Source organism: Cohnella terricola, assembly GCF_007786475.1.
In the GTDB taxonomy this organism is placed as follows: domain Bacteria; phylum Bacillota; class Bacilli; order Paenibacillales; family Paenibacillaceae; genus Cohnella; species Cohnella terricola.
Genome location: NZ_VNJJ01000006.1, coordinates 95,657 through 121,240, shown reverse-complemented (window position 1 = coordinate 121,240; position 25,584 = coordinate 95,657). Strand labels below are relative to the sequence as shown.

Below are 25,584 nucleotides of genomic sequence, written 5' to 3'. Positions count from 1 at the left end.
TAGTGCAAAAATAACTAACTATGAGCATTCTCAGGAAGGGTGAGACAATGAGCAGTCAAATCGAGTCGGAGGCGGAAAAAACGGGATGGCTTCGCCAAAGCTCCAACATAAGTCTAGAGGAAGTAAATAACTCCATTAAAATTCCGAACAAAGCTGGTTTCTGGAGAAAGTTCTTCGCTTTTGCAGGGCCGGGTACTTTAGTGGCCGTAGGTTATGTCGACCCGGGAAACTGGGCGACATCGATTGCGGGAGGGGCACGTTTCGGCTATACGCTGTTATCCGTTATACTCATATCTAATTTGATCGCGATGCTGCTTCAATCGCTGTCGGCAAAACTTGGGATCGTGACCGGAAGGGATTTAGCGCAGGCTACGCGGGATGCGGTCGGCAAAAAAACGGCATTCATTCTTTGGATTCTAACCGAACTAGCGATCGTTGCGACCGATTTGGCAGAAGTGATCGGATCTGCCATCGCCCTCAACTTACTCTTTGGAATTCCGCTATTGTTGGGCATATTGATTACCACGCTCGACGTTCTGCTTTTATTGCTTTTGCAGAAAAAGGGATTTCGGATCATCGAATCGATCATTATCGTGTTAATGGCGACGATATTCGTCGTGTTCGCTTTTGAAGTTATCGTTTCAAAACCTGAAGTGTCCGCATTGCTGGGAGGATACGTTCCGAAGTTCGAAATTGTCTCCAATCCCGAAATGCTGTTCATTTCATTAGGTATTCTGGGGGCGACGGTCATGCCCCATAACCTATATTTGCACTCCTCGATCGTGCAAACGCGGCAGTACAAACGCACGAAAGAAGGGCGTAAGGAAGCTTTGAAATACTCCGTCATCGATTCGAATGTTTCGTTAACGTTCGCCTTTTTGATCAATTCCGCCATTTTGATCCTGGGTGCCGCCGCTTTCCATGGAACCGGATTAAACGTTTCCGAGATAGAAGGAGCGTACGAACTGTTGAGTCCGACCGTTGGCGTAGGGATAGCGAGCACCTTATTCGCGGTCGCCTTGCTGGCATCCGGTCAGAACTCGACCATTACCGGTACTCTAACGGGACAGATCGTCATGGAAGGGTTTGTGCATTTAAGAGTCTCCCCTTGGCTTCGTCGGATTATTACCCGCTTACTTGCCGTGGTGCCTGCTTTTATCGTTACGTGGATAGCCGGATCGAGGGGGACGGGGGATTTGCTCCTTTGGAGCCAGGTCGTGCTCAGCTTGCAATTGCCTTTTGCTGTTATTCCGCTTGTGTTATTCACAAGCGACAAAAGAAAAATGGGCGAATTCGCAAACCGAACGTGGGTTAAAGTATTATCTTGGTTGTCTACGGGCGTCATTCTGGTCCTTAATGTTTTCCTGGTCGTCTATATCATCGTTACCGGCCATGATTTGGGCTGATCGAACGGGTGCTAACATCGCGCACGCAGAGCCAGACAGGTTAAAGAGTACGCGGAGGACTTGTCCTGTTTCTGACGGTTAAAGATCGTAATGGCTTGCTCTTCCGTGAAGAAGTTGGAAGTGACCTCTTTGCCCGATTCGTCCACGGAATATTGCCTGACGCATCCCTGCAATACGAAATAACAGCTATCGGGAACATCGCCTTGTCTAAGGAGCGTTGTTCCTTTTTTGTATTCTTGAACGACGATGTCGTCCAAGACGGAGAGTTGGTCCTCTTCGTTAAAAGTCGTAAATATCGCCATATACTTCTGAAGGAGGTTTTTCATGTCCATTGCTTTCATGTCCGCTCTCGCTCTACCGGCGCTAAGCTTATTTTTGGTGACCAGTCCTTTCCTTTCAAATCCGACATTGACGTCTACGCGTTGACGAAAACAAAAAAGCCTGCCGAAGGGCAGGTTTCATATGCGAATTACTGTCGGGGCAAGCCAAGCAAATTCCGGAATATTCCGCAATATTCCGAACGCGAGGGTCAGGACGAGCATGGCGGTCATCATGACTTTGCTGAGTGGCCGCAACCGGTTCTTCTCGGCCGCGTAGTAGACTGCGTACATGGGCAGTAGGAAGAACAGGATGGAGTTGTAGCGGAAAGCTTGGGGGAAATCCAGGTTCAACAAGGCCGTGGCGGCTCTTGTAGCGCCGCATCCCGGGCAGTACAGTCCCGTTATCTCGTGAAAAATGCAGGGGATGCCTATCTTGGTTAAAGGCAACCAGACCTTCAGATACAATAACCCCCCGACACCAAGCGAGACGCCCCATATGACATGGGGGCGTCTCTTGTGGTCGAGCTTTGCCTTAAGCCAGTCGGTTGACATCGGATTGGACCAAAGCGTACGTCACGATACTCAGGCCAAAAAACGTCAATATAATGTACATAACCGAATTGTCCGTAGTCGCTAATCCGCGTTGCCGCTGCGCCGCCGCGACGTGCTGGCCGATCTGGTAGGCCCATACGAAGCTCCAGATTCCGCAAGTGACCAAGGTCAGCAGGAAATGCTTTCCTCCCGTGAACGAGTAATCCCCGCTCAGTTTGCCGACATCGTTGGTAAGCACGACAAACCAGTAGATGCCGTAAATCCCGCAGGTGATCAAGGTCAAAATAATTGCAGTCGCAATGCTTCTTTGTTGAATCATTCCACACCGTCCCGTTAGATTGTGTACTTGAAGCATAAATTCGAACAATCGATTCATTCTTTGTCAGTTCAACAAAATAAAAGAAAAATCGACATTGCTATCTTAATCAATCAAATGATTAGATTCAAGACAAATTTTACCATTGAAAAGCCTTGATCGCACGATCGATCGTCACTTCTCCCTCGGCTGATAGGGTTACAGGCATTACCATTATAGATCACGACCGGAAAGTGGGATAGATAAAAACCGTCAGGGAAGATCGTCCTGATGGTGCTCGAACAGCTGACCCCCGAATAACGTTGTGTAACATCGCTAATCTATTTATTGGCTCGTTGTGGTGCCACAATAGCGATGTTCTTTATCGTTGTTCGTCGAAAACGTGTTCATTGACCGCTACTATCCAGCTAAGCACGATGTTTTGGATCGCTAATCGCTCAGCTATCACTCCGATTTCATACAATAGCAATGATTTCTATCGTTATTGGATTATGCGGGTCGATAAAAACAGCTGAGGAGTCTGCAACAATACCGATAAAGGCACACCGTGAAGTCTATTCCTCCTGAAAGAGATATCCATTCTTAACACTAAAAAAAACTGCGATTGCGTCGCAAGGACGCAATCGCAGTTCTCATGGCTGAATCGCTAGGCTTCGATACGCGCGATTTCTTTGCGCACGATCGGCGCGACTTTGGTGCCGAGCAGTTCGATCGTACGAAGAATTTCGCGATGCGGAATATTGCTGACGTCGACATGCAGGAAGAAGCGGTTGACTCCCAAATGCCGGCGCAGCAGTACGATTTTCTCCGCGACGAACTCGGGATCGCCGACATAGAGCGCGCCTCGAAGGCTTCGCGCCGCGTCGAAGGAATCCCGGCTGTAGGGAGGCCATCCCCGCTCGCGGCCTAACACGTTCATCTGCGATTGTACGGACGGGTAGATCAGGTCTGCGGCCTGTTCCGTCGTATCCGAGATGAATCCGTGCGAATGCGTGGAAATCGGCAGCGTGGCCGGATCGTGACCGGCCTGCGCAGCGGCTTTCTTGTATAGGTCAACTAATGGAGCGAACCGTTCCGGCATTCCGCCGATAATGGCAAGCGCGAGCGGGAGACCGAGCGCTCCTGCCCGGGCGACGGATTCCGGACTGCCGCCGCTGGCAATCCATACTGGAAGTGGATCTTGGACAGAGCGCGGATACACGCCGAGGTTCTGAATGGCGGGGCGATGGCCGCCCGGCCAAGTCACCTTCTCCGACTCTCGAATCTTTAACAGCAGTTCCAGCTTTTCATCGAACAGCTCGTCGTAATCGTTCAGGTTGTAACCGAACAGGGGGAACGATTCGATGAATGAACCCCTGCCCGCCATAATTTCCGCCCGCCCGTTCGAGATGCCGTCCAACGTTGAGAAGGACTGATAGACGCGGACGGGATCGTCCGAGGATAACACGGTCACGGCGCTAGAGAGCCTGATCCGTTTGGTCATGGCTGCCGCGGCGGCCAATACGACGGCGGGCGCGCTGCTCGCATAATCGGGACGGTGATGTTCTCCGATTCCGTAGACGTCCAAGCCGACCTGATCGGCAAGCACGATCTCTTCGACCGCTTGGCGCAGTCGCTCCGCGTGGCTCGTCGATTGACCGGTTACCGGGTGTTTCGCCGTCTCTAGAAACGTACTTATTCCTAACTCTATATTCGGTGTCGTGTCGGCCATGGCAATTCGCCTCCTTATGTAAATTCATTTTACTATATAAATTAATGTTTCTCAACTTTAGTAAGTTAAAGATGACGATTCGCTAAGATTGAACGGCAGAGGAAGTCCCGGATAGATTGTCCTTCCGCACCAATCTGGATAAGGAAATCGCGTAAAACGCGAAAGCTAGGATCAATATGACGCACAAAGACCCGTAAATAAAGTTGAGTCCGATCGTACGCGGATATAGCCATGCAATCAATCCGAGCGCCGTAGATTGGCCTAGCATGAGCAGCGGATCGTTCCAGGCCGAGACGCGCCCCATCTGGCGGGGCTCGACGAGCGAGGGCAGCCAGCCGCCGATCGCGATATTAACGGGCGCCATCGCGATGCCGATCAAGAGTACTAAGCTGAGATAGATCCACGGATTATCCACCCATAACAGCCCGAATGCGAGCAATCCCGAAACCAGCAGACCGTACGCAATCATCGCGTGAGGTTTTACCTTCTTCACGATCGTCGTGCCGAGCACGCTGCCGATCAATACGCCGATCCCGAAGAAGACGGCGAACAACGACGAGTAAAACGTATAATGGTCTGGCGCCAGTTTGTATTTCATCGTATACAAGGGCAGGACGGCGAATCCTCCATTAAGTAACCCGAAGAGCAGGAATCCACTGACGAGCGCAAGCAGAAGCGGCTTGCTCCTGATATAGCGCAGCCCTTCCGTGAAGTCGCTCTTAATCTCGCTGAAGCGCAACGACTTCAACGTAGCGGGACCGTTCGGTTGCGTCACGTCCTTGGAAATTCGGCATCGCCGGATTAGCATCGCCGACAAGGAAAGCCCAATGCCGTCCATGAGCACCGCTCCCATAATGCCGATCGTGTGATAAGCGGTCGCGCCAAGGCCGACGCCGAATAGCATAAATACGCCCATGAGCATCTGATTCAGTCCAGAAGCCTGCTCGTATTGCTCTGGCTTTAGTATACCCTGCAGCAATGCGGCTTCCGCCGGCGCATAGAATTTCGAAACCGCGCTTCGTAGGAACAGCAAAATGAAAGCAAGCGGCAGCAAATCGACGTACAGCGCCGCGATCAGCAAAGCCGTGATCCCGACCCGGATCCATCCGGAGTGTTCCGCGATCTTCCGGCGATCGAAGCGGTCGGCTGCAACTCCGACCAGCCAGAAGACGAGCAGAGTCGGCAACGAATACATCAATTCTGCGAGCGACGCATAACCGGGCTGGGAGGCGAAGCGGTCCAGGAGATAAAAAGCGAACGCCATATTGCCTACGATTGTACCGAATTGGGAGGCGATCGTGGCGAGGAACATGTTCATGAAATTACGATTTTTGAATAATTCTTTCATTGGGTGTTTCCTCCTCGGTTATACCTAGCAAATGCTTGAACGCTTGCCGAAAAGCGTCGATTTGTTTCTTCGTCCGCGCATGCTCTGCTCCAAACTGAATGGCCTCGACCATGATACCGTCATTCAGCGTAATGAACATGCGGGCCATCGTATCCACGTCGACGAGCGGGCGGAATTCGCCCCGTCGGATGCCTTCCTGCAGCATTTCCGCGATTCGAACCACGGCGTTCGCATATCGGACGTTCATCAGATCGGCGTAGGTCAGTTTTCTCCATCCGGCCATTAATGCTTCATACAATACGGGAATCAAACTTTCACCCACATGGAGTAGTTCCTCTTGTAGATGATCGAATAGAGCGTTCAACGCCGTCCACACGGTCGGGAAACTGGTTAACAAGTCTTCCACTTGCACGTCGTTAGCGTGATCCCCTTCTTGGAACATGTCCAGCAGCATCTCTTCCGTACTGGAGAAGTACAGGTATACGCCTCCGCGACTCAGGCCCGACTCTTCCACGACGTCTTTCATGGTGGATGCCAGATAACCTTGACGGATGAAAACCCGTTTGGCGGCTTCCAGTATTTCCTTGCGTTTGTTTTCTCGATGGGTTTCGGTGATCTTAGGGGACATGTCGTCTTCTCTCCTCGTTCAAAATGACACGCATGTCGCTAATGTGGTTTATTCTAAATGACACACGTGTCGGTGTAAATAATGATTTGACTGATCGTTCGCAAGGAACGTGGAGACGTGGTAATGTAGGGAGGAAACGTTTTCCTACTTTTCCCGACATTCACGGAGGTGGCTGTATGAAAGCATTGTTTATCGGAGGAACGGGAACGATCAGTTCCGCGATTACGAAGCAATTGGCCGAACAAGGCTGCGAGTTGTATCTTCTGAACCGGGGGACGCGCACGGACAGGGTGCCTGCGGGGCTGTCCCATAACTATGGTTAGGGGCTGCCCCTTTTTCGCTCAAATTCGGCCAAATGCAAGTGTTGTAACGGTCTCTTAGACCGTTCTACGGACTTCCATGATTTGTCTGGTATGCTATACTCGGAGTATGACTATCGATATGGATCATTCAATACAGTCGCCGGCTACGGCGATCAAATTATGCGTACAATGCCAAGCGTATAAGCCTCTGGACGAATTCGCCTCCAGAAGCGGTCGCAGGGCGGGAAGAAGAAGGCGGAGAGGGACATGCCGGACATGCAGAATAGCGGGCGTCCCGGAAGTGAAACTCCCTCCTCGAAACGAGAATCCGACGAAGGCTGCGGCTGTCAAAGAGCATCCTCCTACTACTCGCCGCAGGCGGAAGAGGAAGAAGCCCGCATCGAACGCTCCTGGAGCGGTTCGTGGAGAGGTTGCGACAAAGCCGAAAATCAAGCTCGACCCGGAAGACCCATCCGGCCTTAGGCCGACGAAGCAGGGTTTTATTCGCATGCGCGGCAAAGGCGATAACGGACGTTCGTGGTACCAGGAAGTCGACCCGGAACTGGCCGTTACGCTTGTGCGGGAACGGGCGGCCGTGGTCGTTAACCGACATACGATCCGTCGCATATATAGCAACAAGGAATTCCGTAATCTGATTCTGACGCGGGATAATTATACATGCTACTTCTGTGGGCAATATGGAGATACGATCGACCATGTTTTGCCACGCGCCAAAGGCGGCCATACGACCCCGCGCAACTGCGTTTGCGCGTGCAACGAGTGCAATCAGTCGAAGGCGGACAAGGATGTCGACGAATTCGTTAGAAATATGAGATGACAACGGCCGGAGGAACAGTTATGTCTATTTGTCTAGTCGTGCTTCAGGGACCAAGCGCTTCGGGGAAGAGCACGATCCAATCGCGGTTAGGTCTTCCCCGAATCGTAACGTGGACTTCACGTTCACCCCGGGAGGGGGAGTCGGACGGTGTCGATTACCATTTTAAGAGCAGATCCGAGATGGAACGGTTGTATGAACTCGGACAAATGCTGGAGATGACGGAGTATCACGGCAACCTTTACGGCACGCCGCTCAAGCTGATCGAGGAAACCGTTCGCGATTCGGAGATGAAGTCGATGATTCTGGACGGGGCCGGCAGTCGGAAAGTCAAAGCGATGTTTCGCGACAACGTGCTGTTAATAGGGATCAAAGCGAGCAAGGAGGACTGCGAGAAGCGCCTAAGCTTGCGCGGACACGGCTTCGAGGAGATCCGAACGAGATTGAGCTCCTTCGATAGGGAAATCGCCGAGCTCTCCCATTGCGATGTGATATTGAACAATACGGACGACAACAAGGGCAAAATCGATATGCTGACCGACTTTATCCGGGAAGGATTGGGAAAATAAAGGGAAGCCGTAGTGCGTAACTGCGGCTTCCCTTTATTCGTCGGCAATGTAACGGTCTCGCAGACCGTTAGAGCCACCGAAACACCGATCAGGGACCTTGTAACGGTCTCGCAGACCGTTAGAGCCGTCGAAACTCCGACCAGGGACCCTGTAACGGTCTCGCGGACCGTTAGAGCCGTCGAAACACCGATCAGGTACCCTGTAACGGTCTCGCAGACCGTAAGAGCCACCGAAACACCGATCAGGGACCCTGTAACGGTCCCGCAGACCGTAAGAGCCACCGAAACACCGATCAGGGACCCTGTAACGGTCTGGCAGACCGTAAGAGCCACCGAAACTCCAACCAGGGATCATGCAACGATCTCGCAGACCGTTAGAGCCGTCGAAACACCGATCAGGGACCCTGTAACGGTCTGGCAGACCGTTAGAGCCACCGAAACACCGATCAGGGACCTTGTAACGGTCTCGCAGACCGTTAGAGCCGTCGAAACTCCAACCAGGGATCATGCAACGATCTCGCAGACCGTTAGAGCCGTCGAAACACCGATCAGGGACCTTGTAACGGTCTGGCAGACCGTTAGAGCCACCGAAACACCGATCAGGGACCCTGTAACGGTCTCGCAGACCGTTAGAGCCGTCGAAACTCCGACCAGGGACCCTGTAACGGTCTGGTAGACCGTTAGGTCAGGTCCGTAACAGCAAACAATATATGGATCGTTCTTCACGTCACGAAATCCGTTCGTGTATTGTCATATTATAGAGGTAAGAATCATGAACGGGAGGGGATTGCCGATGCTGCTTGCCCAAGCTTACGAAACCTATCGCCCGCGGCTGTTCGGACTCGCTTACCGGATGTTGGGGATCGCGGCGGACGCGGAAGATATCGTGCAAGATGTGTTTGCTCATTACATGCGGATGGAAGCCGAAGGGATTCGGGACGAGAAGGCGTATTTGACGAAAATGACGGCCAACCGATGCATCAACTTGCTCAAATCGTCGCGCCGCCGGCGCGAAGTATATACGGGGCCATGGCTGCCCGAGCCAATGCCGGATGACAAAGGCATCTCGTTTTCAGATCCGGCAGAACGCCGAGAAAACGTCGGCTACGCTTACCTCGTGCTGCTGCAGCGGCTGACTCCTTTGGAGAGGGCGATCTATATTTTGAAGGAATCGTTCGGATTCGAATACGGCAATATCGCAGAGATGCTGAATCGTACGGAGATGAGCTGCCGGAAAACGTTCAGCCGGGCAAAGGCGAAGGTTGCGGCAGATGAATCGAAGCAAATATTGGACGAGTCCGAGGGATCGGCCAAGAAAAGCTTCGTCGAAGCGTTCCTTCGCGCGTCGGATACGGGAGATTTCAAGCCGCTGACGGCATTCCTCCTTGAAGACGTAACCCTTATCACCGACGGGGGCGGCAAAGTCCGCGCGGCGATCAACCCGATTCTCGGAATCGGACGTGTGTTGGCTTTCTTCGAAAGCTTGACGGCCAAAGGCACTTTTAAAGAAGGGTTCGAGACCGTTCTTCTGCAAGGCGGCGAGACTGGTTTGGCATTACGCCGGGAGGGGCGGGTCGCGTACGTCCTATGCGCGGAGCGGGAGCCCGAAGGCCCCCGTATCCGCCGTCTCTACATGGTCGTCAATCCGGATAAGCTAACACGTTTTAACTAAAGCAGCCGGGGAACATTCCGGTAGACACGCCGATTCGATTCCAACTGTTAATCGCATTGATCGCCATAATCAGATCGACGAACTGCTTCTCGTCGAAATGGGCGAGCACTCGATCGTACACTTCGCGGGGGACGCCCGCCTCGGAAAGCCTAGTCACGCACTCGGTCAACTCCAGTACGGCGCGCTCCTTTTCGGAGAATTGGGGCGCTTCGCGCCAAGCGGTCAGAAGCATGACTTTCTCCACGGACTCCCCCATGCTAATCAAATCCTTGGAGTGCGTATCGATGCAATACGAACAGCCGTTGATCTGCGACGCGCGCAGCTTGATCCAATCGTAGAGCTTGCGATCGAGCCCGCTATTCTGAATCCACTGCTCGAGTCCAAGCATCGCTTTGAGCGCCTCCGGATTGACGCTGCGGTAATTCATTCTAAGTTCCATTTCCAATCTCTCCTTGCGGTTTGTTTTTGGTTCTCAAGAATAAGACAGAACACGCGCCTTAATTGTGACATGCGGCCGGACGGGATACATTCTTCGCAATTTATGCATTGGCAATACGGGTCGGTGTTATACGAAAAATCATACATAATGCGCTGTTTACACACCGAACGCACCGATTATAAATGAAATTTCATACAGAAATGGTCGCGAAGTGGGCGAGAGTGGAGATTATATATGAAATTTCATACAAAAATGGCCAAACGGAGATGAAATCCGAAAATGTATATGAAATTTCATGCAGATTGGTCCAATTGAAGCCCTACCCGGAGTATCGACGATACTGTCTGCTGTTTGAGCAGGGTGATGATTTTCCCTGACGGTTTTCTTATTAGTGTCCCCGAGCCGCCGTTGATAAAATCACCCGAACAAGGAACGATAAGGCGAAGAAGGGACGGCTTTCCGAATATTCCCTTTCATGTTAAGCTGTCAGTTGAAATATCGGTTATACACATCCAAGTCTCTTCATCCTAACGTTGCAGGTGATGTATTCATGCGGTCCATATGGCAAATTTACAAAACGGATTGGGTCAATATTTTCAAAGTGCCTACCGGAGTCTTTTTAATACTGGCGATTATTCTTCTCCCTTGTCTGTATGATTGGGTCAATATCAAATCGGTCTGGGATCCTTACGCCAACACGTCGGGCGTGAAGGTGGCGGTCACGAACGAGGACCAAGGGGCGACCGTTCTGGATAAGCAAGTGAATATCGGGGACGAGTTGGTGAAAAGCTTACGCCAAAATCCGAAGCTCGGATGGACTTTCGTCGATCGGGAAGAAGCGGAGCGGGGCGTGGACAAAGGTACATACTACGCGAGTATTCTCGTTCCGGCGGATTTCTCCGCGCGAATTACCGGAATCGCCGAAGGCAGGCTGGATCGGCCGGAAGTCGTGTATACCGTTAACGAGAAAGTCAATGCCATTGCGCCGAAGATCACCTCTTCGGGTGTATCATCGATAACGAAACAAATCAACGAAAATTTCACGGAGGCGGTCAGCGAAGCGCTGCTGACCAAGCTGGAGGAAGTCGGCGTACAAGTCGAAGAGCAGTTGCCGACCATTCGCAAGATCGAGAACGGCATATTCGAGCTTGAGAGCAAGCTGCCGGAAATTCGGGCCGCCGGTCAGAAGGTGCTGGAGATCGAGCAAAAGCTTCCGGAAATTCACGCCAAGGCGCAGATCATTCCGGAAGTTGAGCAGCGAATTCCCGAAATCGAGCAAGCCGCCGGTTACTTGCTGCAAATCCAGCAGAACTGGCCTAAGATTAGCGAGGCCGCGTCGGAGGTGCTTGTCATTCAGAGCAAACTTCCGGAAATCAAGCAGGCTGCGGCCAAGGTTCAAGAGCTGGATAGCAACTTCGACAAAGTCGCGGACGCGATTTCCCTAGCGTCGGACAAAACGGCCAAAGCGATGGAAATCGTCGCGGCGGCGCAAGACGCGTTGCCGAGAATCGCGGAGATCGCAGATAAAGGCGCGGCTTTCGCCGATCAACTGAATGAGTTTCTAGCATCGAATGATGGTGCGTTCTCGGCGATTGCCCCGGTCATCAAGCAGAATCTGGCTTTGGCGCAACAGGCCGCGGACACCATTGCGCTGCTTTCCGATAAATTGTTAAACGCTGATCCCGATACATGGCCGACCGCCGACGAAATATACGGCGCAAGGGACAAATTGACGGCAGTCGCAGGCGCGCTGGACCGTACTTCATCGCTGCTAGGACGCATCAACGCGTATCTGCCCGGAAGTCCCTTGACGGGAACGATCGAGCGGATCGATAACGCGGCTAACCGCATGCATCGCCAGTCGGAGATTCTTGGCGAGATCGGATCGGCGTTGGAGAAAGGGAAGGCACCCGCTCGCCAAATGGTCCAGCAATTGAACCAATTGGCGAAACAGACGAGCGAAGATTTGGGAAGCATCTTGTCCCGTTATGACAGCGAGATCGTCCCAGCGATCGCTCAAGGCATCCAGAAGCTCAAGACGACGGCCGGAGCCGCCGCCGACAAGCTTCAAGCGGCGAAGTCCAAGCTGCCGGATGTCGAAGCGATCCTCGCGGATACGAGAGCCGGTCTGGAATTCGGACAAGCGGAGCTGGGCAAGATCCAGGGACAGCTCCCGGAGATTCGCGCGAAAGTACATGAGCTGGCGGTATCTTTCCAAAGCAAAGCGGAAGCATTCGAGAAAGCGATCAATACGGCCGCCCCGTTCGTGAAGAACGATCTGCCTGCGATCGGCAAGAAGCTCGACGAAGCTGCCGCGTTCGGGAAGAACGATCTGCCGGAAGCGGAGCGGGAGCTCTCCAAGCTGGCCGATTTTGTCCGCAACAAGCTACCGGAAGTCGAGAACGGCGTGCACAAGGTAGCCGGTCTTGTCCGCAACGATCTTCCCCAATTGGAAAGCGCGGTACGCCAAGCGGCGGATAAGCTCCGGGCGGTCGAAGAGAATAATCATTTCGCAGAACTGGCCAAGCTGCTAAGGGGCGATATTCGCAAGGAAAGCGAGTTTCTGTCGGCCCCCGTGCAGATTAAGGAAAACAGGAAATATCCGATCCCGAACTACGGCTCGGCGATGTCGCCTTTCTACGGCGTGCTCTCCTTATGGGTCGGAGCGACGCTGCTGATCTCGTTGCTGAAGCCGGATCCGAACAACGAGGAAAACCGGTATAAGCCTTATCAGCTTTACCTCGGTCGGCTCGGAACGTTCGCGACGATCGGGATGTGCCAAGCGCTGGCCATCACGCTCGGAGATTTCTTTATCCTGGATACTTATGTAGCGGATAAGCTTGAGTTCGTGCTTTTCGCGATGTTGGTCAGCCTTGTGTTCGTGACGATCACCTATACGCTATTGTCCGTTTTTGGAAACGTAGGCAAGGGCATCGCGATTATTTTCATGGTATTTCAGTTCTCCAGCTCGGGAGGCACGTTCCCGATAAGTACGGCTTCGCCCTTCTTCCAGGCTCTGAATCCGTTCATGCCGTTTACGTACGCGATCAGTCTGCTTCGGGAAGCGGTCGGCGGCATTCTATGGTCGACGGCACTTCGTGATATTGCCTTCCTAATCGGCTTTATCGCGCTCAGCCTAGTGCTCGCTCTTGCTCTGAAACGCCCGCTGAGCGGAGTGATCCGGAAGTCGACGGAGAACGCCAAGAAAACGAAAATCATCGCCTAGGCCGCCCCGTGGCGAGTCTGGCGTTCGTCGGCACGCAGGCCCTCCTGCTTTCCCGTTTGGGATTGCGGGAGGGCCTTGTTGCGTAATTGGATACGTTTGTCGTCCGAATCTTTCATCCTCGATGTCCGGATACGACATGGCTGACGGCGGACGAATTTGCTATCATTGATAATGGTTATCATTATTAATTAGAAATGAGGAATAGAAATGCGTCATCAACGAAATACATACGGGGTTCTTGCCATCTTGCTGCTTGTAGTCGCGGTTCTGGCCGCATGCGGGAAGAACGATATCTCCCCTTCGACCTCGGGAACGGCGCAGTCGTCGGTCTCGCCTTCGTCTGCGCCCAGCGAATCAGGCTCGGAAGCTGAGGGCGACACCCGGGTATATAAAGACGGACTCGGCAGGGAAGTCGTCATCCCGGCGCATCCGCAGCGGGTCATTACGTCGCAATACTTGCCGCAGATGATCGCGCTCGACGTCAAGCCCGTCGGAGCCGCAAGCCACCTACTTACCAGTTTCGTCTCTATTAAGGATCAAATCGGCGGCATTGAGGATGTTGGGCCGGCTAACGAACTGAACTTGGAAAAAGCGTTGACGCTCGAGCCCGATCTGATCATCGTGGCGGAATGGAATGAGGACAAACTGGACCAGATAAGCAAGATTGCGCCTACGGTCGTCGTGCGATGGGAAGGCAAAGATCCGTTCCAACATCTCCAAGATGTGGCCGATCTGCTTGGCAAAACCGAAGCAGCGGAGCAATGGACCCAGGCTTTTCATAAAAAAAGCGAAGAAGCCCGGGTCAAGCTGGCCGAATTCGTCAAGGACGGGGAAACGTTCGGAGCTGTCGTCATCGGAGGTTACGAGAAAGGCCAACTCCGAGTGTACGGGCCGGGAAACGTCGGCTATACTTTGTTTGAGACGCTTCGGTTCCCGATGACGGATTACGTGAAGGAAGAGTGGGAGAAAGGCAACAATAGCCAAGGTCTTTCGATCTCGATGGAGAAACTTCCGGAATTTGCGTCGGCGGATCGCCTGTTCTTAGTCAAATTCGGCAACGATCCGGATTTCGTTAACGAGATCGAGAAGAGCAGGCTGTGGAAGGACCTTCCGGCCGTTAAGAACGATAAGGTCTACGTCGTCGACGATAAGTTATGGTTCTCTTATGACATCATGTCCTTTAGCGCCCAACTGGAGGATGCGGTTCGGCTGCTTTCAAATTAAAGGTCGAAGTCAAGAAGGAGCAAGGGGAGTTCTTCCGCAGGACGAAGAACTTCCCTTTTCGCGTCCGGAGGTGGAAGTTATTTTGTCCAATGCTAGAAATTCGTCGACGCGGTTATCGACGGTCTATGTTTGGGAGGAAATTCGCATCGAGAACTGCGAGCCGCTATCCCGCCGGCAGCTTCGGCAAACCGGACGGCATACGATGATTGTTTCCCGGGAAGGCGCGGGATCCCTCATCACTGGCGGGCGAGAGTTCTGCCTTGAATTCGGCAAAAGCTTTATTTTCCCTCCTGGCATTGCCATGGAACTGGATAATTCCTCCGAATATCCGCTAAGCGCTTATGTATTGGAATTCCTGCCTGTCTCGTTGCGCAAGAAGCGGCACAAGACGGTGGTTTCTCTTCCGGAGGGAGAGTATCGCATCGTCCCGTTTGCTCGCATGATCGAGTCGGCCCGAGCGTTGTTCGAAAATAGACATCTCAAGGAAGAAGCCGACCAATACGGCAATCACCTGCTCTTCCAGGAAATGATTCATTTGGCGCTAAAGGCGGAAGAAAAAGGACGGGATGACGATGCCGCGCGGGCGGTAAACCGAACGATCAACTATATCGAGACTTCGTACTCGCTGGATCTCTCTTTGGCGCAATTGGCGGAGATGTCCAGTATGTCGACAAGGCACTATTCGCGGCTGTTCCGAAAAATGACCGGTAAGAGTCCGATCGAATATTTGATCGAGCAAAGGCTGAACCGGGCCAAACGATTGCTGCTGACTTCCGGCGACTCGATCCAGGAGATTGCCGCGAGCACCGGTTTTCGCGATCCGTTCCATTTCAGCCGCAGCTTCAAACGGTATACGAGCGTATCTCCCCGCGTCTACGTCCATTTGCGGAAAGAGAATATCCGCGTAGCCGCGATGCAATACTTGGGTGAGATGCTAGCCCTAGGGGTTAAACCCGCCGGGGCTCCCGAGAAACTGCTTGCCGGAGGCTACTTTCGCGGAATGACGGAAGGAATCGCCCGGATCGGAAACTCCGTCGTCCAACCGGATTTGGCAAGCCTGACGGAACTGAAACCCGACGTGATCCTGACTTTCGACGGACATCATTACGAGGATTACGCCAAGATTGCGCCCTCTCTTAGCGTTCCGTGGTCGATGCCGTTCTTCGAACGATTTCGCTACATTGCGGAATGGATCGGCAGAAGCCGGGAGGCGGAAAAATGGATCGCAGATTACTCAGAACGACTCGAACGGACGCGTGAGATTGCAGAAAAAAAGCTCGGGGGAGCGACGGCATCGTTTTTCTGGACGAGGGGGCTTCCGCGAAATTTTCAAGTCTATTACGATATGCCTATTCTTTATCGGGATTTAAAGCTGGCTTCGCCTTCTATCGTGAGCAGCGTTCGGACGAAAGGAGGCTATCCTTTCAAGGAGGACATTCCCTTGAAGGAGATCCGTCGATATTCGGGTGACCATCTCTTTGTGGTCGTTTCCGACGATCCCGATTCCGTTCGCGATATGCGAAGCTTGAATGAGAGCCCGATCTGGAGAGACCTTCCCGCGGTCAAGAAAAATCAAGTCTATTCGCTGACGACGGATTGGCTAATGGAAGATCCGATTTCCTTGTCGGGACAGCTAGTGGACGTTGCGAGAATGCTGGGTTTATCCCAAGCGGATAGGTAGACTAGCAGAAAGTTTCAGAAGAAAGGCGCATGCATCTCATAGAGGTGCATGCGCCTTTCCTTTTCTATTCCCTTTCGCCCTGATGATCGGCGATTCGGTTTGCCGAACCGTTCTGTTCAAACACCTCGGCCGCGTCCTCGGCGGTGAATCCCACTTCGTCTTCCCCGGGGACGGGCATTTTGTTAAGCGGTGTCGTCTGAACTTCCGCCTTGGAGAGTTGTTGTCGGTTATTAGCCAAGAAAATCGCTCCTTTGCATCGATCAAATCCAAAGATTAGTATTCGGAAATGGCGATTCTTTTATGCACGGTTGATACTCCGATAACTTCGTCTTGCTACGATTAAAGCAAATCGTATGGAGGTGCTTCGAATGCCGGAGATTCGATTGGCCTTGTTTACCGATACGTATGCCCCAGAGATGAATGGGGTGGCAAAGACGTTGGAGAGATGGACTGCTTACTTGCGTTCGCGCGGAGTCGCGTGTCAAGTGTTCGCTCCCTCGCGGCCGAGAAAGGAGGACCCCGCGCCGGATTTGGCCGAGCGGCTGAGAAGTATGAGGTTCTTCCTGTACCCTGAGCTTCGGTTCGCGGTACCGCAAATGGCCGGAGCGGAAAGCAAGCTTCTCGAGTTTAATCCGACCGTCGTCCACGTCGCGACGCCCTTCGGCGTCGGGGTGACGGGAAGGCAGCTTGCGCTAAAGCACGGCATACCCCTTGTCGCTTCGCATCACACACACTACGTACGTTACCTGCCCTTTTACAACCTTCAATGGCTCGCCAAAGCGACCTGGAAATACATGAATTGGTTTCACCGCCCTTGCAAGCGTATCTACGTGCCATCGCCATCCGTGTTGGAGGAGTGTCGGGCAGACGGATGGGAAGGGCTTCGTATTTGGAGTCGCGGAGTCGATACGTCGTTATTCCGGCCGGAGTTCGACCGGGAAGGGCTGAGAGATGCGTTAGGCTTGAGCCGCGATCGGTTTACGGTGCTGTACGCCGGTCGGCTCGCTCCGGAGAAGCAAACGGAGGTGGCGGTGGAGGCCGTAAGCAGGTTCATTCGGAATACCGGCATCGATGCGGAGCTGCTGCTGGCGGGGGACGGTCCCTTCGTCGAGAGCATACGGACGCTAACGGAACGTCTACGTGTTCCGGCCCGATTCCTCGGGGCGCTGCCGCAGTCCGAGCTCAGGCGCGTTATGGCCGGATCGGATGTCATGCTCTTCCCGTCCGCGACCGAGACGTTCGGCAACGTCGTTCTGGAAGCGATGGCTTGCGGTCTTCCCGTTATCGGCGCCGCAGGCGGAGCGGTCCCGGACAATGTCCGCCACGGCGATAACGGCATTCTCTGCCCACCGGGAGATGCGGATGCGTTCGCGGAAGCTCTGTCCCGGTTGCATGGCGACGCTGAGCTGAGAACAATCTTGTCGGCGGCGGGCGTACGGGAAGCTTCTGTCCGTTCGTGGGACGGCGTCTTCGCAAGGCTGCTTGCGGATATCGAAGAAGCATCGGTCCCGGCCTTACAGGTTATATAGGAGGACTTTGCCATGAACATAGGCGTATTCGGAGCGGGATATGTTGGATTGGTGACAGCCGTCTGCTTGTCCGATCTGGGTTTCAAAGTGCGGGTCGTCGAGAAGGATCGCGTCAAACGGAATAAACTTCAAGAGGGCGTCAGCACGATCTATGAACCGGGGCTTCAGGAGATGCTTGTCCGCAACTTGAAGGACGGACGGCTGATTTTCACGGACGACAGTCCGTCAGCGATCCAGGCGTCCGAGGTGCTATTCGTCTGTGTCGGTACGCCTTCGAGACCGGACGGCAGTGCGGATATGTCGCAGATCGAAGCGGTGACGAAGGAGATCGTGGAAAGCAGTCTCGATTCGGAATACAAGCTAGTCGTCGTCAAGAGCACAGTCCCCGTAGGTACCGGCCGTTGGATAGAGAAAATGAGCGCTTTGTACGCCAAAGGCCGAAAGGCGAACCTGGAGATCGCCTCCAATCCCGAGTTTCTAAGAGAGGGGGCGGCCGTGAAAGAGTTCATGCATCCGGACCGAATCGTCGTCGGCGTCGCATCGGAGCGTGGAAAATCGTTGATGGAGGACGTTTATCGCTCTTTCGATTGCCCGAAGCTGTTCACGGACTCCCATACGGCAGAGATCATCAAGTATGCGGCGAATTCTTTTCTGGCGACCAAAATCTCCTATATCAACATGGTGTCCGATCTATGCGAGGAGACCGGAGCCGATGTTGCGCTTGTGGCCGAAGGCATCGGCTACGACAAGCGGATCGGTCCGGATTTCCTGAAAGCCGGTCCGGGCTTCGGCGGCTCCTGCTTCCCGAAGGATCTTCGCGCGTTCGCGCATATCGGCAAGTCGTACGGCCTTAACTTCGGCTTGCTGGAACAGGTAATGCAGATCAATCGCGAAAGATCGCAGCGCATGATTCGTAAACTCCGCGAGCAGTTATGGGTGCTGGGAGGAAAACGGATTGCCGTGCTGGGGCTCGCCTTCAAACCGGGAACCGACGACGTCAGGGAGACGCCAGCGATATCCGTTATAGAAGCGTTGCTATCAGAGGGGGCCTCCGTTCTGGCGACCGATCCGCTCGGTATTGCCGGGTTTCGCGATTTGCACGCAAGTCTTGCCGAGAGAATCTCGTTTGTTCAGGACCCGGAAGAGGCTTTGCGCGGAGCCCATGCCGCCGTGATCGTCACGGATTGGGAGGCGTATCGGCAACTGGATTGGGCGGACATCAAGCTGCGAATGGAAACGCCGGTTCTACTAGATGGAAGGAACATGCTCGATCGTAACGAGATGCGCCGTCTCGGCTTCGCGTTCATGGCGGTCGGCCGGTAGGCTTCTTGAAAATAAGGGCTCTGAAATCCGTTAGCCACAATTCGCTAATGATGTAAAGCACGAAACCGCCCGATATACGGGGCTCCATTGTGGAACGCCGTATACCGGGCGGTTTCATTTATCTTACTTTTGCTGCAGCGTCTGAATCAGACGAGCGGATTCGCCGGACGGCGTATCAATGACCTCGTAAATGTTTACCGTCAGCGGGTATTGATACTGCTCGGTGCGCAGGTTATCGAAGCGGAGCGTCTGTTTTCCGCTGATCAAACGATTCGGACCGACAAAGGAGAAGGTTTCCGAACCTAGCACGACGCCGAAGCTATCTGCGATATCAATTTTCAGCTTCGAGAAGCCAGCGTCAACAACGATGTCGTCCGTCCGTTTGATATCTAAATCAAGCGTCAACTTATAGGTGTAGGAAATGAACGGGACCGTATCCCCCACTGCGCCGAGCCACCAATACTTCATCTCTACTTGGAAAGGATACAGGTTCCAAATCTGCGAATCCTCCGCCTCGTTCTGCACAGCAACGCCGAGCTGCGCGAACGGAGTGCTGTAAGGCGCGTCGATCGTGCTGCCTTCCAGCAGACGCAGGGCAAAGCGCCCTTCTTCCTCTGTTTTCGGCACGTTAAATGCATAGCTGACCACATGGCTTAGTCCGGGCATGAGCCGCTGCGTGCTTACGTTTTGGCGGTCGCCAATGTAAGTGTAGCCTTCCCCGTTCGTGAGCTCCGCTTGGAACGCCGGGAGCACGGCAGCCTGCTTGCCGGTGTTCTGCAGCTTGAATTTCGCGATGGCAGTCTTGTATCCGTCACCTTGGTTGTCATGCAGATGCAGCTCGACCAAAGAAATCTGCACGTCTTTATCTACCAGCTCATTAGAAGGATCCAGCGCGATAGGCTTCCCAAACTCGTAGTTGCCCAAGCTGGCCAGAGAAAATCCGGTTGTCGTCGGCAATCCTATGCTCATATACCCGACATGGCGGACCAGTTCGCTTCCATCCGGCGCTTGGTAACGCGCCGGCTTCGTCACTACAAGTTCGCTGAGCTTGACACTCGGGGGAGTCGGGATCGCGAAGATCAGGTTGCGGCTTTCTCCGGCTCCGAGCACCTCGGACTTGTTATCCGCTTTCTCCCCGGCGTAAAGCTTCTTTCCATCCGATCCGCTAATTGCAAAATCGGGAATATAGGCTGTTTCCTTGCCGGTATTCGTCGCTTTCACGGTTACGATGGTTACGTTGCCTTGCGCCTTTACCTGTTGGTACACGCCTGCCGACGTATAAGCGATTGTCGGCGACAGCAGCTCATTCTGGAACGTCTGTCCCCATTGGATCTTGCCGAATGTGCCGCTGCCCGGTTCCCCATTCTTCCATACCTTTCCGGAAAGGTCCATGGAAAGTCGTGTCGTTTCCTTACGCGGGTAGACGTATTCGTCCACCTCCACCCAAGTTAACTTGGACAATTCAAAGGTGTTCGTACGCTTCACGGCCAGCGTATACACTAGCTCGACTTGGCCTTTCGGTTGGATCGCTCGCGAATTCGCCGCGCTTGGTGCGAGCGTGTAGGACACGCCGTCTTTGGTCGTCATCCTGAGCTCGTAATCCGGTACCCTCGTGATTTTGCTGGTTTCGTTCTTAAGCCGAACCACCGCTCCGACGATCGTCGAGTCGGATGACCTCTCCATGAAGGCGCCGATCAGTTGCGCCGACACGGTGCCTGTCAGCTTCTTATACGCAGATTGAGCTGTTTGTGCCGCCTGGCTTTGAGCGGTGGAAGCCTGACCGGCAAATGCCGCTCCAGCCAGCGGCGTTACCGTCATCGAGGCGGTGAGAAGAACGGCGGCCACCGTTTTTGTCCACTTTGTATGCATATCGTCCCTCCGAAAATCATTTCAGTATAATGGCATTTTCTCGCAAATATTAATTAGCAACGTTCACTTGTTCTCCATCCGACAATTGATGCTGCCCCGATACGATCAGCTTTTCTCCAGCTTTGACGCCAGAAATAATTTCCTGATTCAGCTCATTCAAGCGGCCCAGTTCAACCTTGCGTTTCTCAGCCTTATCTCCGTTCAGCACGAAGACGTAGCTGTCTGCGCCTTCCCGAACGATGCTGAGCGTCGGTATGGCTACAACCTGCTCCTCCGCCGCCTCGGTCAGACGAACCTGCACCTTCATGCCCGGCTTTAACGCCTTGTCCGGATTGGCAATCGACAGATTCAATTCATAAGCGTTCGTTTGCGTATCGACCACATCGGCGAAGTAAGTTACTTTGCCGGTGTACATGCTGCTGCTGCCTGGCACATAAAATTGCAATTGCGTTTTGCCCCGCGCCGCATTCGCCGCTTGAGCCGACAGCAACGTCTTTACTTTGATTGGATCGATTTGCAGAATTTCGCCGATGGCGAAGCCTGGGCTAATCGTCATCCCTTCCTGCACGGTCAGCTCGGACAACACGCCGCTGATGGGCGCCTTGATCTCATAGTTCGCCAGCGCGCGTTCCGACAAAACAACTGACAATTGCGAAGCCTTTAACTGCATTTCCAGTCCGGCCACTCCCGTTTCCTTAAGCAGCGCCAAATCGCTTTTCGCCGTCGTATAAGCCGTTTCCGCCTGATTCAGCTCCGATTTCCCGACCAGTCCCGCGTCGTAATCATTCTTCATCTTGTTGTAGTTCTTAGTCGCTTCCGACAGTGCCAGCTCCATCTTAGCCAAATTCGACTCCCACTGCTTCCGCCCGGTTTCAAGCGACAACGCAGCGCTTTCGCGAGACAGCAGAGACTGCTCTTGCTGCAGGAGAGCGTCCGTGTCGTCCAGCGCCACGATTACATCCCCTGCCTTGACCGTCTCTCCGCGTTTTTTCATGATCTGCTGTACGTCGGCTCCCGCTTTGGCCACAATGTGTACTTGAGCTGAAGCAAGTACATCGGCAACCTGCTCGAGAGGCTCGGCAATTTGTATCTTGGCGATTTCCGCCACCTTCACGGTTTTGGCCGCTACTTGGTTGGCATTCGCTGCCGTTTCCGCCGCGCCTTCGGTTTTCGGCTGGGAGGAGCAGCCCGCGATTACGGCAATCCCAGCGGCCAGAACGACGGCGATGCTAACCGTCCTTGCACGTCTTTTGACACGTTTGTTCGAGTTCGAAATGCTCATACGGTAATCTCCTTTATTTAAGTCTATCTTCATCCTAGCTTGCGATCGTTGGAGCGTCCGCCTGCTTTGTCTTTCTGCGGAACAGACGTCCCGTCCACATTTTAATAGAATGAATGGTTTCATAGACGATCGGTACGACGACCAGAGTCAGCAAGGTGGATGTAATCAGGCCGCCGATGACAACGACTGCCAAGCCTTTGGAAATGAGCGTGCCTTCCGACATGCCCAGCCCTAGCGGCAAGAGGGCGAATATCGTAGCCCCTGCCGTCATAATGATTGGCCGTAGCCGGTTCATACCAGCCTCGATCAGCGCATCGCGCACTTCATAGCCATCCTCGCGAAGCTGCTGTACGCGATCGATGAGCACGATGGCATTCGTTACGACAATACCGATCAGCATGAGGAAGCCGATCAGGGAGGTTACATTGAGAGACTCCCCGGTCACAAACAGCCCGAGCAAACCACCGATCACAGCCAGCGGCAGCGAGAACAGGATGGCGAACGGCGCGCCTGCGTTGCCGAAGGCAAGAACCATGATCAGATACACGATAAAGATGGAGGCTCCCATCGCTACGAACATTTGGCCGAAGCTCTCGTTGATATCGTCCGATACCCCGGTCACATCCCGGCCCACACCGGACGGAAGCTCGACCTGATCCAGCGCTGCTTGCACCTTGGCGCTGATGCCGCCTTTGTCCTTGCCTTCGATTTTGGCGGTTACGTTCACAACCTGTTGCTCTTTCTCGCGGGCGATCGAAACCGGAGAATCGATATGGCGTACACTCGCGATATCAGCCAAACGGATTTGCTCGCCGGTTGGCGTTTGGATCGGAATGTTCTCCAGCTTTTCCAGCGAATCCTTATAGGCTTGATCCATTTCGATCGTGGTTTTGTACATGACGTTGTCGAACTTCATGTCGCCGAGATCCCGCTTGCCGATCCACTCCGCCGCGGCTCCCAGCACCTGCCCCGTGCTCATGCCGTAAAGCTGCGCTTTGTTCTGGTTGACGAGCACTTTGACTTCCATCTTGGTTTCACCCAAGGAATCCTTGACTTCGCTCAGCTCGGGGAATTTCTTCATCTCTTCTTGAATTGTCGCTGCCGCCTGCTTCAGTAGCAGCAAATCATCGCCCTTGAGCGAATAGGAGAAGTTCGCTCCTCCGCCACCGCCACCGCCGAACGAGATGAGGGACCCGTCGACTTTGGATTTTTGCGGAAGCTCATATCGAATTTTTTCCTGATATTCCTTCAATACCACGCTCGCGTTGGCATCGCCGGCAACCTCGGTAAACATCGCCGAATTGTAAGGTACGGCATCATTCGAGAAGTTGTACCCGACAAGCGATTCTACGAAAATAAATTGAGGATTTCCGGTTGCGTCCTTCGCATTCATGAGCATGGATTCGATTTCCTTCATTTTAGCATCCATGGCTTCCAGCGAAGTTTCCTTCGGCATCTCGATCATGAAGTACATTTTTTTATCGGATTCGCTGGCCGGCATAAATTCGGACGCCAGCCTCGGAACGATTAGCACTACGGATAAGATGAACAAAAGGCCGGCAGCCAACAACGTCTTCATTTTGTGGTTCAACGAAGCTGCCAAAATTTTCTTATACTGCATCGCAAACTTACCTACATGATTCTCGTCATGGTGCGGTATTTTCGTGCTCTTTATGACGAGCAATTTGGCCAGCATCGGGATGACGGTCAGCGCTACTAGAAGAGACGCCATCAAAGCGCATGCGAGCGTAAGCGCGAACGGCCGGAACACTTCGCCGACCACGCCGCCGACGAATCCGATCGGAGCAAACACGCCCACGGTCGTCAGCGTTGAGGAGGTAATCGCCGCTGAAACCTGCTTGGTCGCCAGCAGGATGACCGATTCCCCCCGTTCCTGCGCTTTAGCCAGCCGGCTGTATACATTCTCGATGACGACGATACTGTCGTCCACGACCCGGCCCACTGCGATCGCGAGACCGCCAAGGGTCATGATGTTCAGCGTAACACCGAGAGGCGCCATCAAGAGCAGCGTCAGCAAAATAGACAGCGGGATCGAGATCAGCACGATAAATGTCATCCGGATATTGCGCAGGAACACCAGGATCATTAGCGATGCGAGAAGGGCACCAAGCGCGCCTTCCTTGACCATGCCGTTAATCGATTTCTTAATTTCCTTCGAATCGGTGAAAATTTCATGGAAACTGACACCGGGCAGCGTCGTTTCCCAATTCGCGATTTGCTTCTGCACGGCGTCACCGAACTCCACCGCGTTTGCGTCTTTTGTCTTGTAGAGATGAAGCCCAATCGCCGGCCTGCCGTCCAGACGGGCGTAGAAGGAAGATTCGCTGATCGATTCTACCTTCGCGATTTGGCTCAGCTCAATCGATTCGCCTCGCGGCGTCCCGATTAGCATTCGGTCCAAATTGTAGATGGTGTTCATTTCGCCGGTGACCCGGACCATTTCCGTGCTGCCGTTAAATTTAACCGAACCTGCGGGACTCGAGGTCAAATTGGACTGGATTTCCGATACCACCTGGGATACCGACAAACCGTAGTTCCCCAACGCGCGGGCATCCAGCCGAATGTTCAGCTTGGCTTCCTGGTTCCCGATCGCATCGATATGGTCGAGACCGGGGATAGAGTTCAACCCGGGTTCGATCACGTTTTTGAAAAGATTGTCGAGCTCCGCCTGATTCATGCCTTCTTCCCCGTAAATCGAGGAATAGTAGACCGGCTGAGAGGCGAAGCCGAACGTCATGACCTTAGGCTTTTCCGCACTATCCGGAATTTTAACGTTCGCAATCAGGCTTTCGATATCCTTCTTGGCGTCGTCCAGTTTCGTCCCTTGCGTAAGCTCCACAATGATCGTGGAAAAATTGTCGCTAGACGTGGAAGTGAGGTTCTTTAATCCCTTCATGTTCGCCAGCGATTTTTCCAGCGGCTTGGTTACCTTATCCAAGACATCCGTTGGAGGCGCCTTGTAGGGGGTACTGACCATGACTACGGGGAACGAGATATCCGGCATGCTCTCGACTTTTAGCGTACTCGTGGAGTACATTCCGCCAAACAGCAGCAAAATCATGAGAATCATGATGGCCGCCACGTTCTTCATGGCAAATTGCGTCATTTTGATCATTCAACGTTCCACTCCTATGTATATTGAACGCTACTTTCACTCTAACCCTCTCTCATTCTATAGGGAAGAGACATTATCCAAAACCTTCCTACGGCGGAATCCTGCCTAGACTTAAGTCCGGGCTTCGCGGTTGGCGGGTAGGCTCCGAGGTCCGTTAGCAATTATGCGCTAATGATGTATTTCGGTTACGTCAAAAAACACGAAATCGCCCGTCTCG

Annotated in this window: 20 protein-coding genes and 2 pseudogenes; 11 read left to right on the top strand and 11 right to left on the bottom strand. The window is 53.4% G+C overall.

Features of this window, described 5'->3' with window-relative positions:
• The first annotated feature begins 47 nt into the window (after positions 1–47).
• Positions 48–1,406 carry an Nramp family divalent metal transporter gene (locus FPZ45_RS12510; RefSeq protein WP_144701938.1) on the top strand — a complete coding sequence of 453 codons (1,359 nt, stop codon included), beginning with the start codon at positions 48–50 and terminating at the stop codon, positions 1,404–1,406.
• Positions 1,407–1,438: 32 nt separating this feature from the next.
• Here FPZ45_RS12510 and FPZ45_RS12505 read toward each other — a convergent pair.
• From FPZ45_RS12505 to FPZ45_RS12480, 6 genes and pseudogenes are all read right to left on the bottom strand, one after another.
• Positions 1,439–1,732 (bottom strand): annotated as a pseudogene (locus FPZ45_RS12505) (Crp/Fnr family transcriptional regulator); the annotation flags it as partial.
• 132 nt (positions 1,733–1,864) lie between these two features.
• The gene (locus tag FPZ45_RS12500; RefSeq protein ID WP_246120430.1) at positions 1,865–2,173 is read right to left on the bottom strand and encodes a DUF2752 domain-containing protein; all 309 of its coding nucleotides are present in this window, start codon (positions 2,171–2,173) and stop codon (positions 1,865–1,867) included.
• Positions 2,174–2,258: 85 nt separating this feature from the next.
• Positions 2,259–2,597, bottom strand: a complete 339-nt coding sequence (locus FPZ45_RS12495) for a DUF4234 domain-containing protein (protein ID WP_144701933.1) — start codon at positions 2,595–2,597, stop codon at positions 2,259–2,261.
• 643 nt (positions 2,598–3,240) lie between these two features.
• Positions 3,241–4,305, bottom strand: a complete 1,065-nt coding sequence (locus tag FPZ45_RS12490; protein WP_186438372.1) for an LLM class flavin-dependent oxidoreductase — start codon at positions 4,303–4,305, stop codon at positions 3,241–3,243.
• An 82-nt stretch (positions 4,306–4,387) separates the two neighbouring features.
• On the bottom strand, positions 4,388–5,653 hold the full coding sequence (locus FPZ45_RS12485; protein ID WP_144701930.1) for an MFS transporter: 1,266 nt from the start codon (positions 5,651–5,653) through the stop codon (positions 4,388–4,390).
• Entirely contained in the window at positions 5,628–6,281 is a 654-nt protein-coding gene (locus FPZ45_RS12480) for a TetR/AcrR family transcriptional regulator (protein WP_144701927.1), read from the bottom strand. Before FPZ45_RS12480 ends, FPZ45_RS12485 begins: the two co-directional genes overlap by 26 nt.
• A gap of 176 nt (positions 6,282–6,457) precedes the next feature.
• Between FPZ45_RS12480 and FPZ45_RS12475 the strand changes: the two are divergent.
• From FPZ45_RS12475 to sigJ, 5 genes and pseudogenes are all read left to right on the top strand, one after another.
• Positions 6,458–6,583: pseudogene (locus FPZ45_RS12475) on the top strand (NAD-dependent dehydratase); the annotation flags it as partial.
• 139 nt (positions 6,584–6,722) lie between these two features.
• The gene (locus tag FPZ45_RS25705; RefSeq protein WP_246120429.1) at positions 6,723–7,421 is read left to right on the top strand and encodes an HNH endonuclease; all 699 of its coding nucleotides are present in this window, start codon (positions 6,723–6,725) and stop codon (positions 7,419–7,421) included.
• Between the two features lie 20 nt (positions 7,422–7,441).
• Positions 7,442–7,987, top strand: a complete 546-nt coding sequence (locus FPZ45_RS12465) for a guanylate kinase (RefSeq protein ID WP_144701923.1) — start codon at positions 7,442–7,444, stop codon at positions 7,985–7,987.
• A 12-nt stretch (positions 7,988–7,999) separates the two neighbouring features.
• Entirely contained in the window at positions 8,000–8,662 is a 663-nt protein-coding gene (locus FPZ45_RS25325) for a hypothetical protein (protein WP_186438371.1), read from the top strand.
• A gap of 96 nt (positions 8,663–8,758) precedes the next feature.
• Positions 8,759–9,658: an RNA polymerase sigma factor SigJ gene (sigJ, locus tag FPZ45_RS12450; RefSeq protein WP_246120428.1), complete on the top strand. Its 900-nt coding sequence runs from the start codon at positions 8,759–8,761 to the stop codon at positions 9,656–9,658.
• Here the strand turns inward: sigJ and FPZ45_RS12445 are convergent.
• Positions 9,651–10,097, bottom strand: a complete 447-nt coding sequence (locus tag FPZ45_RS12445) for a carboxymuconolactone decarboxylase family protein (RefSeq protein ID WP_144701914.1) — start codon at positions 10,095–10,097, stop codon at positions 9,651–9,653. The genes sigJ and FPZ45_RS12445 overlap by 8 nt on opposite strands.
• Before the next feature lie 550 nt (positions 10,098–10,647).
• Between FPZ45_RS12445 and FPZ45_RS12440 the strand changes: the two genes are divergently transcribed.
• From FPZ45_RS12440 to FPZ45_RS12430, 3 genes are all read left to right on the top strand, one after another.
• Positions 10,648–13,323: a YhgE/Pip domain-containing protein gene (locus FPZ45_RS12440; protein WP_144701912.1), complete on the top strand. Its 2,676-nt coding sequence runs from the start codon at positions 10,648–10,650 to the stop codon at positions 13,321–13,323.
• A 207-nt stretch (positions 13,324–13,530) separates the two neighbouring features.
• On the top strand, positions 13,531–14,547 hold the full coding sequence (locus tag FPZ45_RS12435) for an ABC transporter substrate-binding protein (protein WP_144701909.1): 1,017 nt from the start codon (positions 13,531–13,533) through the stop codon (positions 14,545–14,547).
• Positions 14,548–14,629: 82 nt separating this feature from the next.
• A complete protein-coding gene (locus tag FPZ45_RS12430) occupies positions 14,630–16,228 on the top strand; it encodes an AraC family transcriptional regulator (RefSeq protein WP_186438370.1) in 1,599 nt (532 codons plus the stop codon).
• A gap of 64 nt (positions 16,229–16,292) precedes the next feature.
• Here FPZ45_RS12430 and FPZ45_RS25320 read toward each other — a convergent pair whose 3' ends face one another.
• Positions 16,293–16,466 carry a hypothetical protein gene (locus tag FPZ45_RS25320; RefSeq protein WP_186438369.1) on the bottom strand — a complete coding sequence of 58 codons (174 nt, stop codon included), beginning with the start codon at positions 16,464–16,466 and terminating at the stop codon, positions 16,293–16,295.
• A gap of 130 nt (positions 16,467–16,596) precedes the next feature.
• On the opposite strand from FPZ45_RS25320, the gene FPZ45_RS12425 reads away from it, so the two are divergent.
• Both FPZ45_RS12425 and FPZ45_RS12420 read left to right on the top strand, forming a co-directional pair.
• On the top strand, positions 16,597–17,757 hold the full coding sequence (locus tag FPZ45_RS12425) for a glycosyltransferase family 4 protein (RefSeq protein ID WP_144701903.1): 1,161 nt from the start codon (positions 16,597–16,599) through the stop codon (positions 17,755–17,757).
• A gap of 12 nt (positions 17,758–17,769) precedes the next feature.
• A complete protein-coding gene (locus FPZ45_RS12420; protein ID WP_144701900.1) occupies positions 17,770–19,080 on the top strand; it encodes a UDP-glucose dehydrogenase family protein in 1,311 nt (436 codons plus the stop codon).
• A 123-nt stretch (positions 19,081–19,203) separates the two neighbouring features.
• Here FPZ45_RS12420 and FPZ45_RS12415 read toward each other — a convergent pair whose 3' ends face one another.
• Genes FPZ45_RS12415 through FPZ45_RS12405 form a run of 3 tightly spaced genes read right to left on the bottom strand, consistent with a single transcriptional unit; the run spans position 19,204 to position 25,367 of the window.
• Positions 19,204–20,949: a DUF4352 domain-containing protein gene (locus FPZ45_RS12415; protein WP_144701898.1), complete on the bottom strand. Its 1,746-nt coding sequence runs from the start codon at positions 20,947–20,949 to the stop codon at positions 19,204–19,206.
• Positions 20,950–20,998: 49 nt separating this feature from the next.
• Positions 20,999–22,231 (bottom strand): efflux RND transporter periplasmic adaptor subunit, encoded by a 1,233-nt coding sequence (locus FPZ45_RS12410; protein ID WP_144701895.1) that lies wholly within the window; start codon positions 22,229–22,231, stop codon positions 20,999–21,001.
• A gap of 34 nt (positions 22,232–22,265) precedes the next feature.
• Positions 22,266–25,367, bottom strand: a complete 3,102-nt coding sequence (locus FPZ45_RS12405; protein WP_144701892.1) for an efflux RND transporter permease subunit — start codon at positions 25,365–25,367, stop codon at positions 22,266–22,268.
• Positions 25,368–25,584: the final 217 nt, after the last annotated feature.

Bases quoted from the DNA above. Each gene is read 5' to 3' on its own strand.
- FPZ45_RS12425 (WP_144701903.1), top strand. From the start codon at position 16,597: ATGCCGGAGATTCGATTGGCCTTGTTTACCGATACGTATGCCCCAGAG.
- FPZ45_RS25705 (WP_246120429.1), top strand. From the start codon at position 6,723: ATGGATCATTCAATACAGTCGCCGGCTACGGCGATCAAATTATGCGTA.
- FPZ45_RS12480 (WP_144701927.1), bottom strand. From the start codon at position 6,281: ATGTCCCCTAAGATCACCGAAACCCATCGAGAAAACAAACGCAAGGAA.
- sigJ (WP_246120428.1), top strand. From the start codon at position 8,759: ATGAACGGGAGGGGATTGCCGATGCTGCTTGCCCAAGCTTACGAAACC.
- FPZ45_RS12510 (WP_144701938.1), top strand. From the start codon at position 48: ATGAGCAGTCAAATCGAGTCGGAGGCGGAAAAAACGGGATGGCTTCGC.
- FPZ45_RS12445 (WP_144701914.1), bottom strand. From the start codon at position 10,097: ATGGAACTTAGAATGAATTACCGCAGCGTCAATCCGGAGGCGCTCAAA.
- FPZ45_RS12420 (WP_144701900.1), top strand. From the start codon at position 17,770: ATGAACATAGGCGTATTCGGAGCGGGATATGTTGGATTGGTGACAGCC.
- FPZ45_RS12415 (WP_144701898.1), bottom strand. From the start codon at position 20,949: ATGCATACAAAGTGGACAAAAACGGTGGCCGCCGTTCTTCTCACCGCC.
- FPZ45_RS12465 (WP_144701923.1), top strand. From the start codon at position 7,442: ATGTCTATTTGTCTAGTCGTGCTTCAGGGACCAAGCGCTTCGGGGAAG.
- FPZ45_RS12440 (WP_144701912.1), top strand. From the start codon at position 10,648: ATGCGGTCCATATGGCAAATTTACAAAACGGATTGGGTCAATATTTTC.
- FPZ45_RS12490 (WP_186438372.1), bottom strand. From the start codon at position 4,305: ATGGCCGACACGACACCGAATATAGAGTTAGGAATAAGTACGTTTCTA.
- FPZ45_RS12495 (WP_144701933.1), bottom strand. From the start codon at position 2,597: ATGATTCAACAAAGAAGCATTGCGACTGCAATTATTTTGACCTTGATC.
- FPZ45_RS12410 (WP_144701895.1), bottom strand. From the start codon at position 22,231: ATGAGCATTTCGAACTCGAACAAACGTGTCAAAAGACGTGCAAGGACG.
- FPZ45_RS12435 (WP_144701909.1), top strand. From the start codon at position 13,531: ATGCGTCATCAACGAAATACATACGGGGTTCTTGCCATCTTGCTGCTT.
- FPZ45_RS12405 (WP_144701892.1), bottom strand. From the start codon at position 25,367: ATGATCAAAATGACGCAATTTGCCATGAAGAACGTGGCGGCCATCATG.
- FPZ45_RS12485 (WP_144701930.1), bottom strand. From the start codon at position 5,653: ATGAAAGAATTATTCAAAAATCGTAATTTCATGAACATGTTCCTCGCC.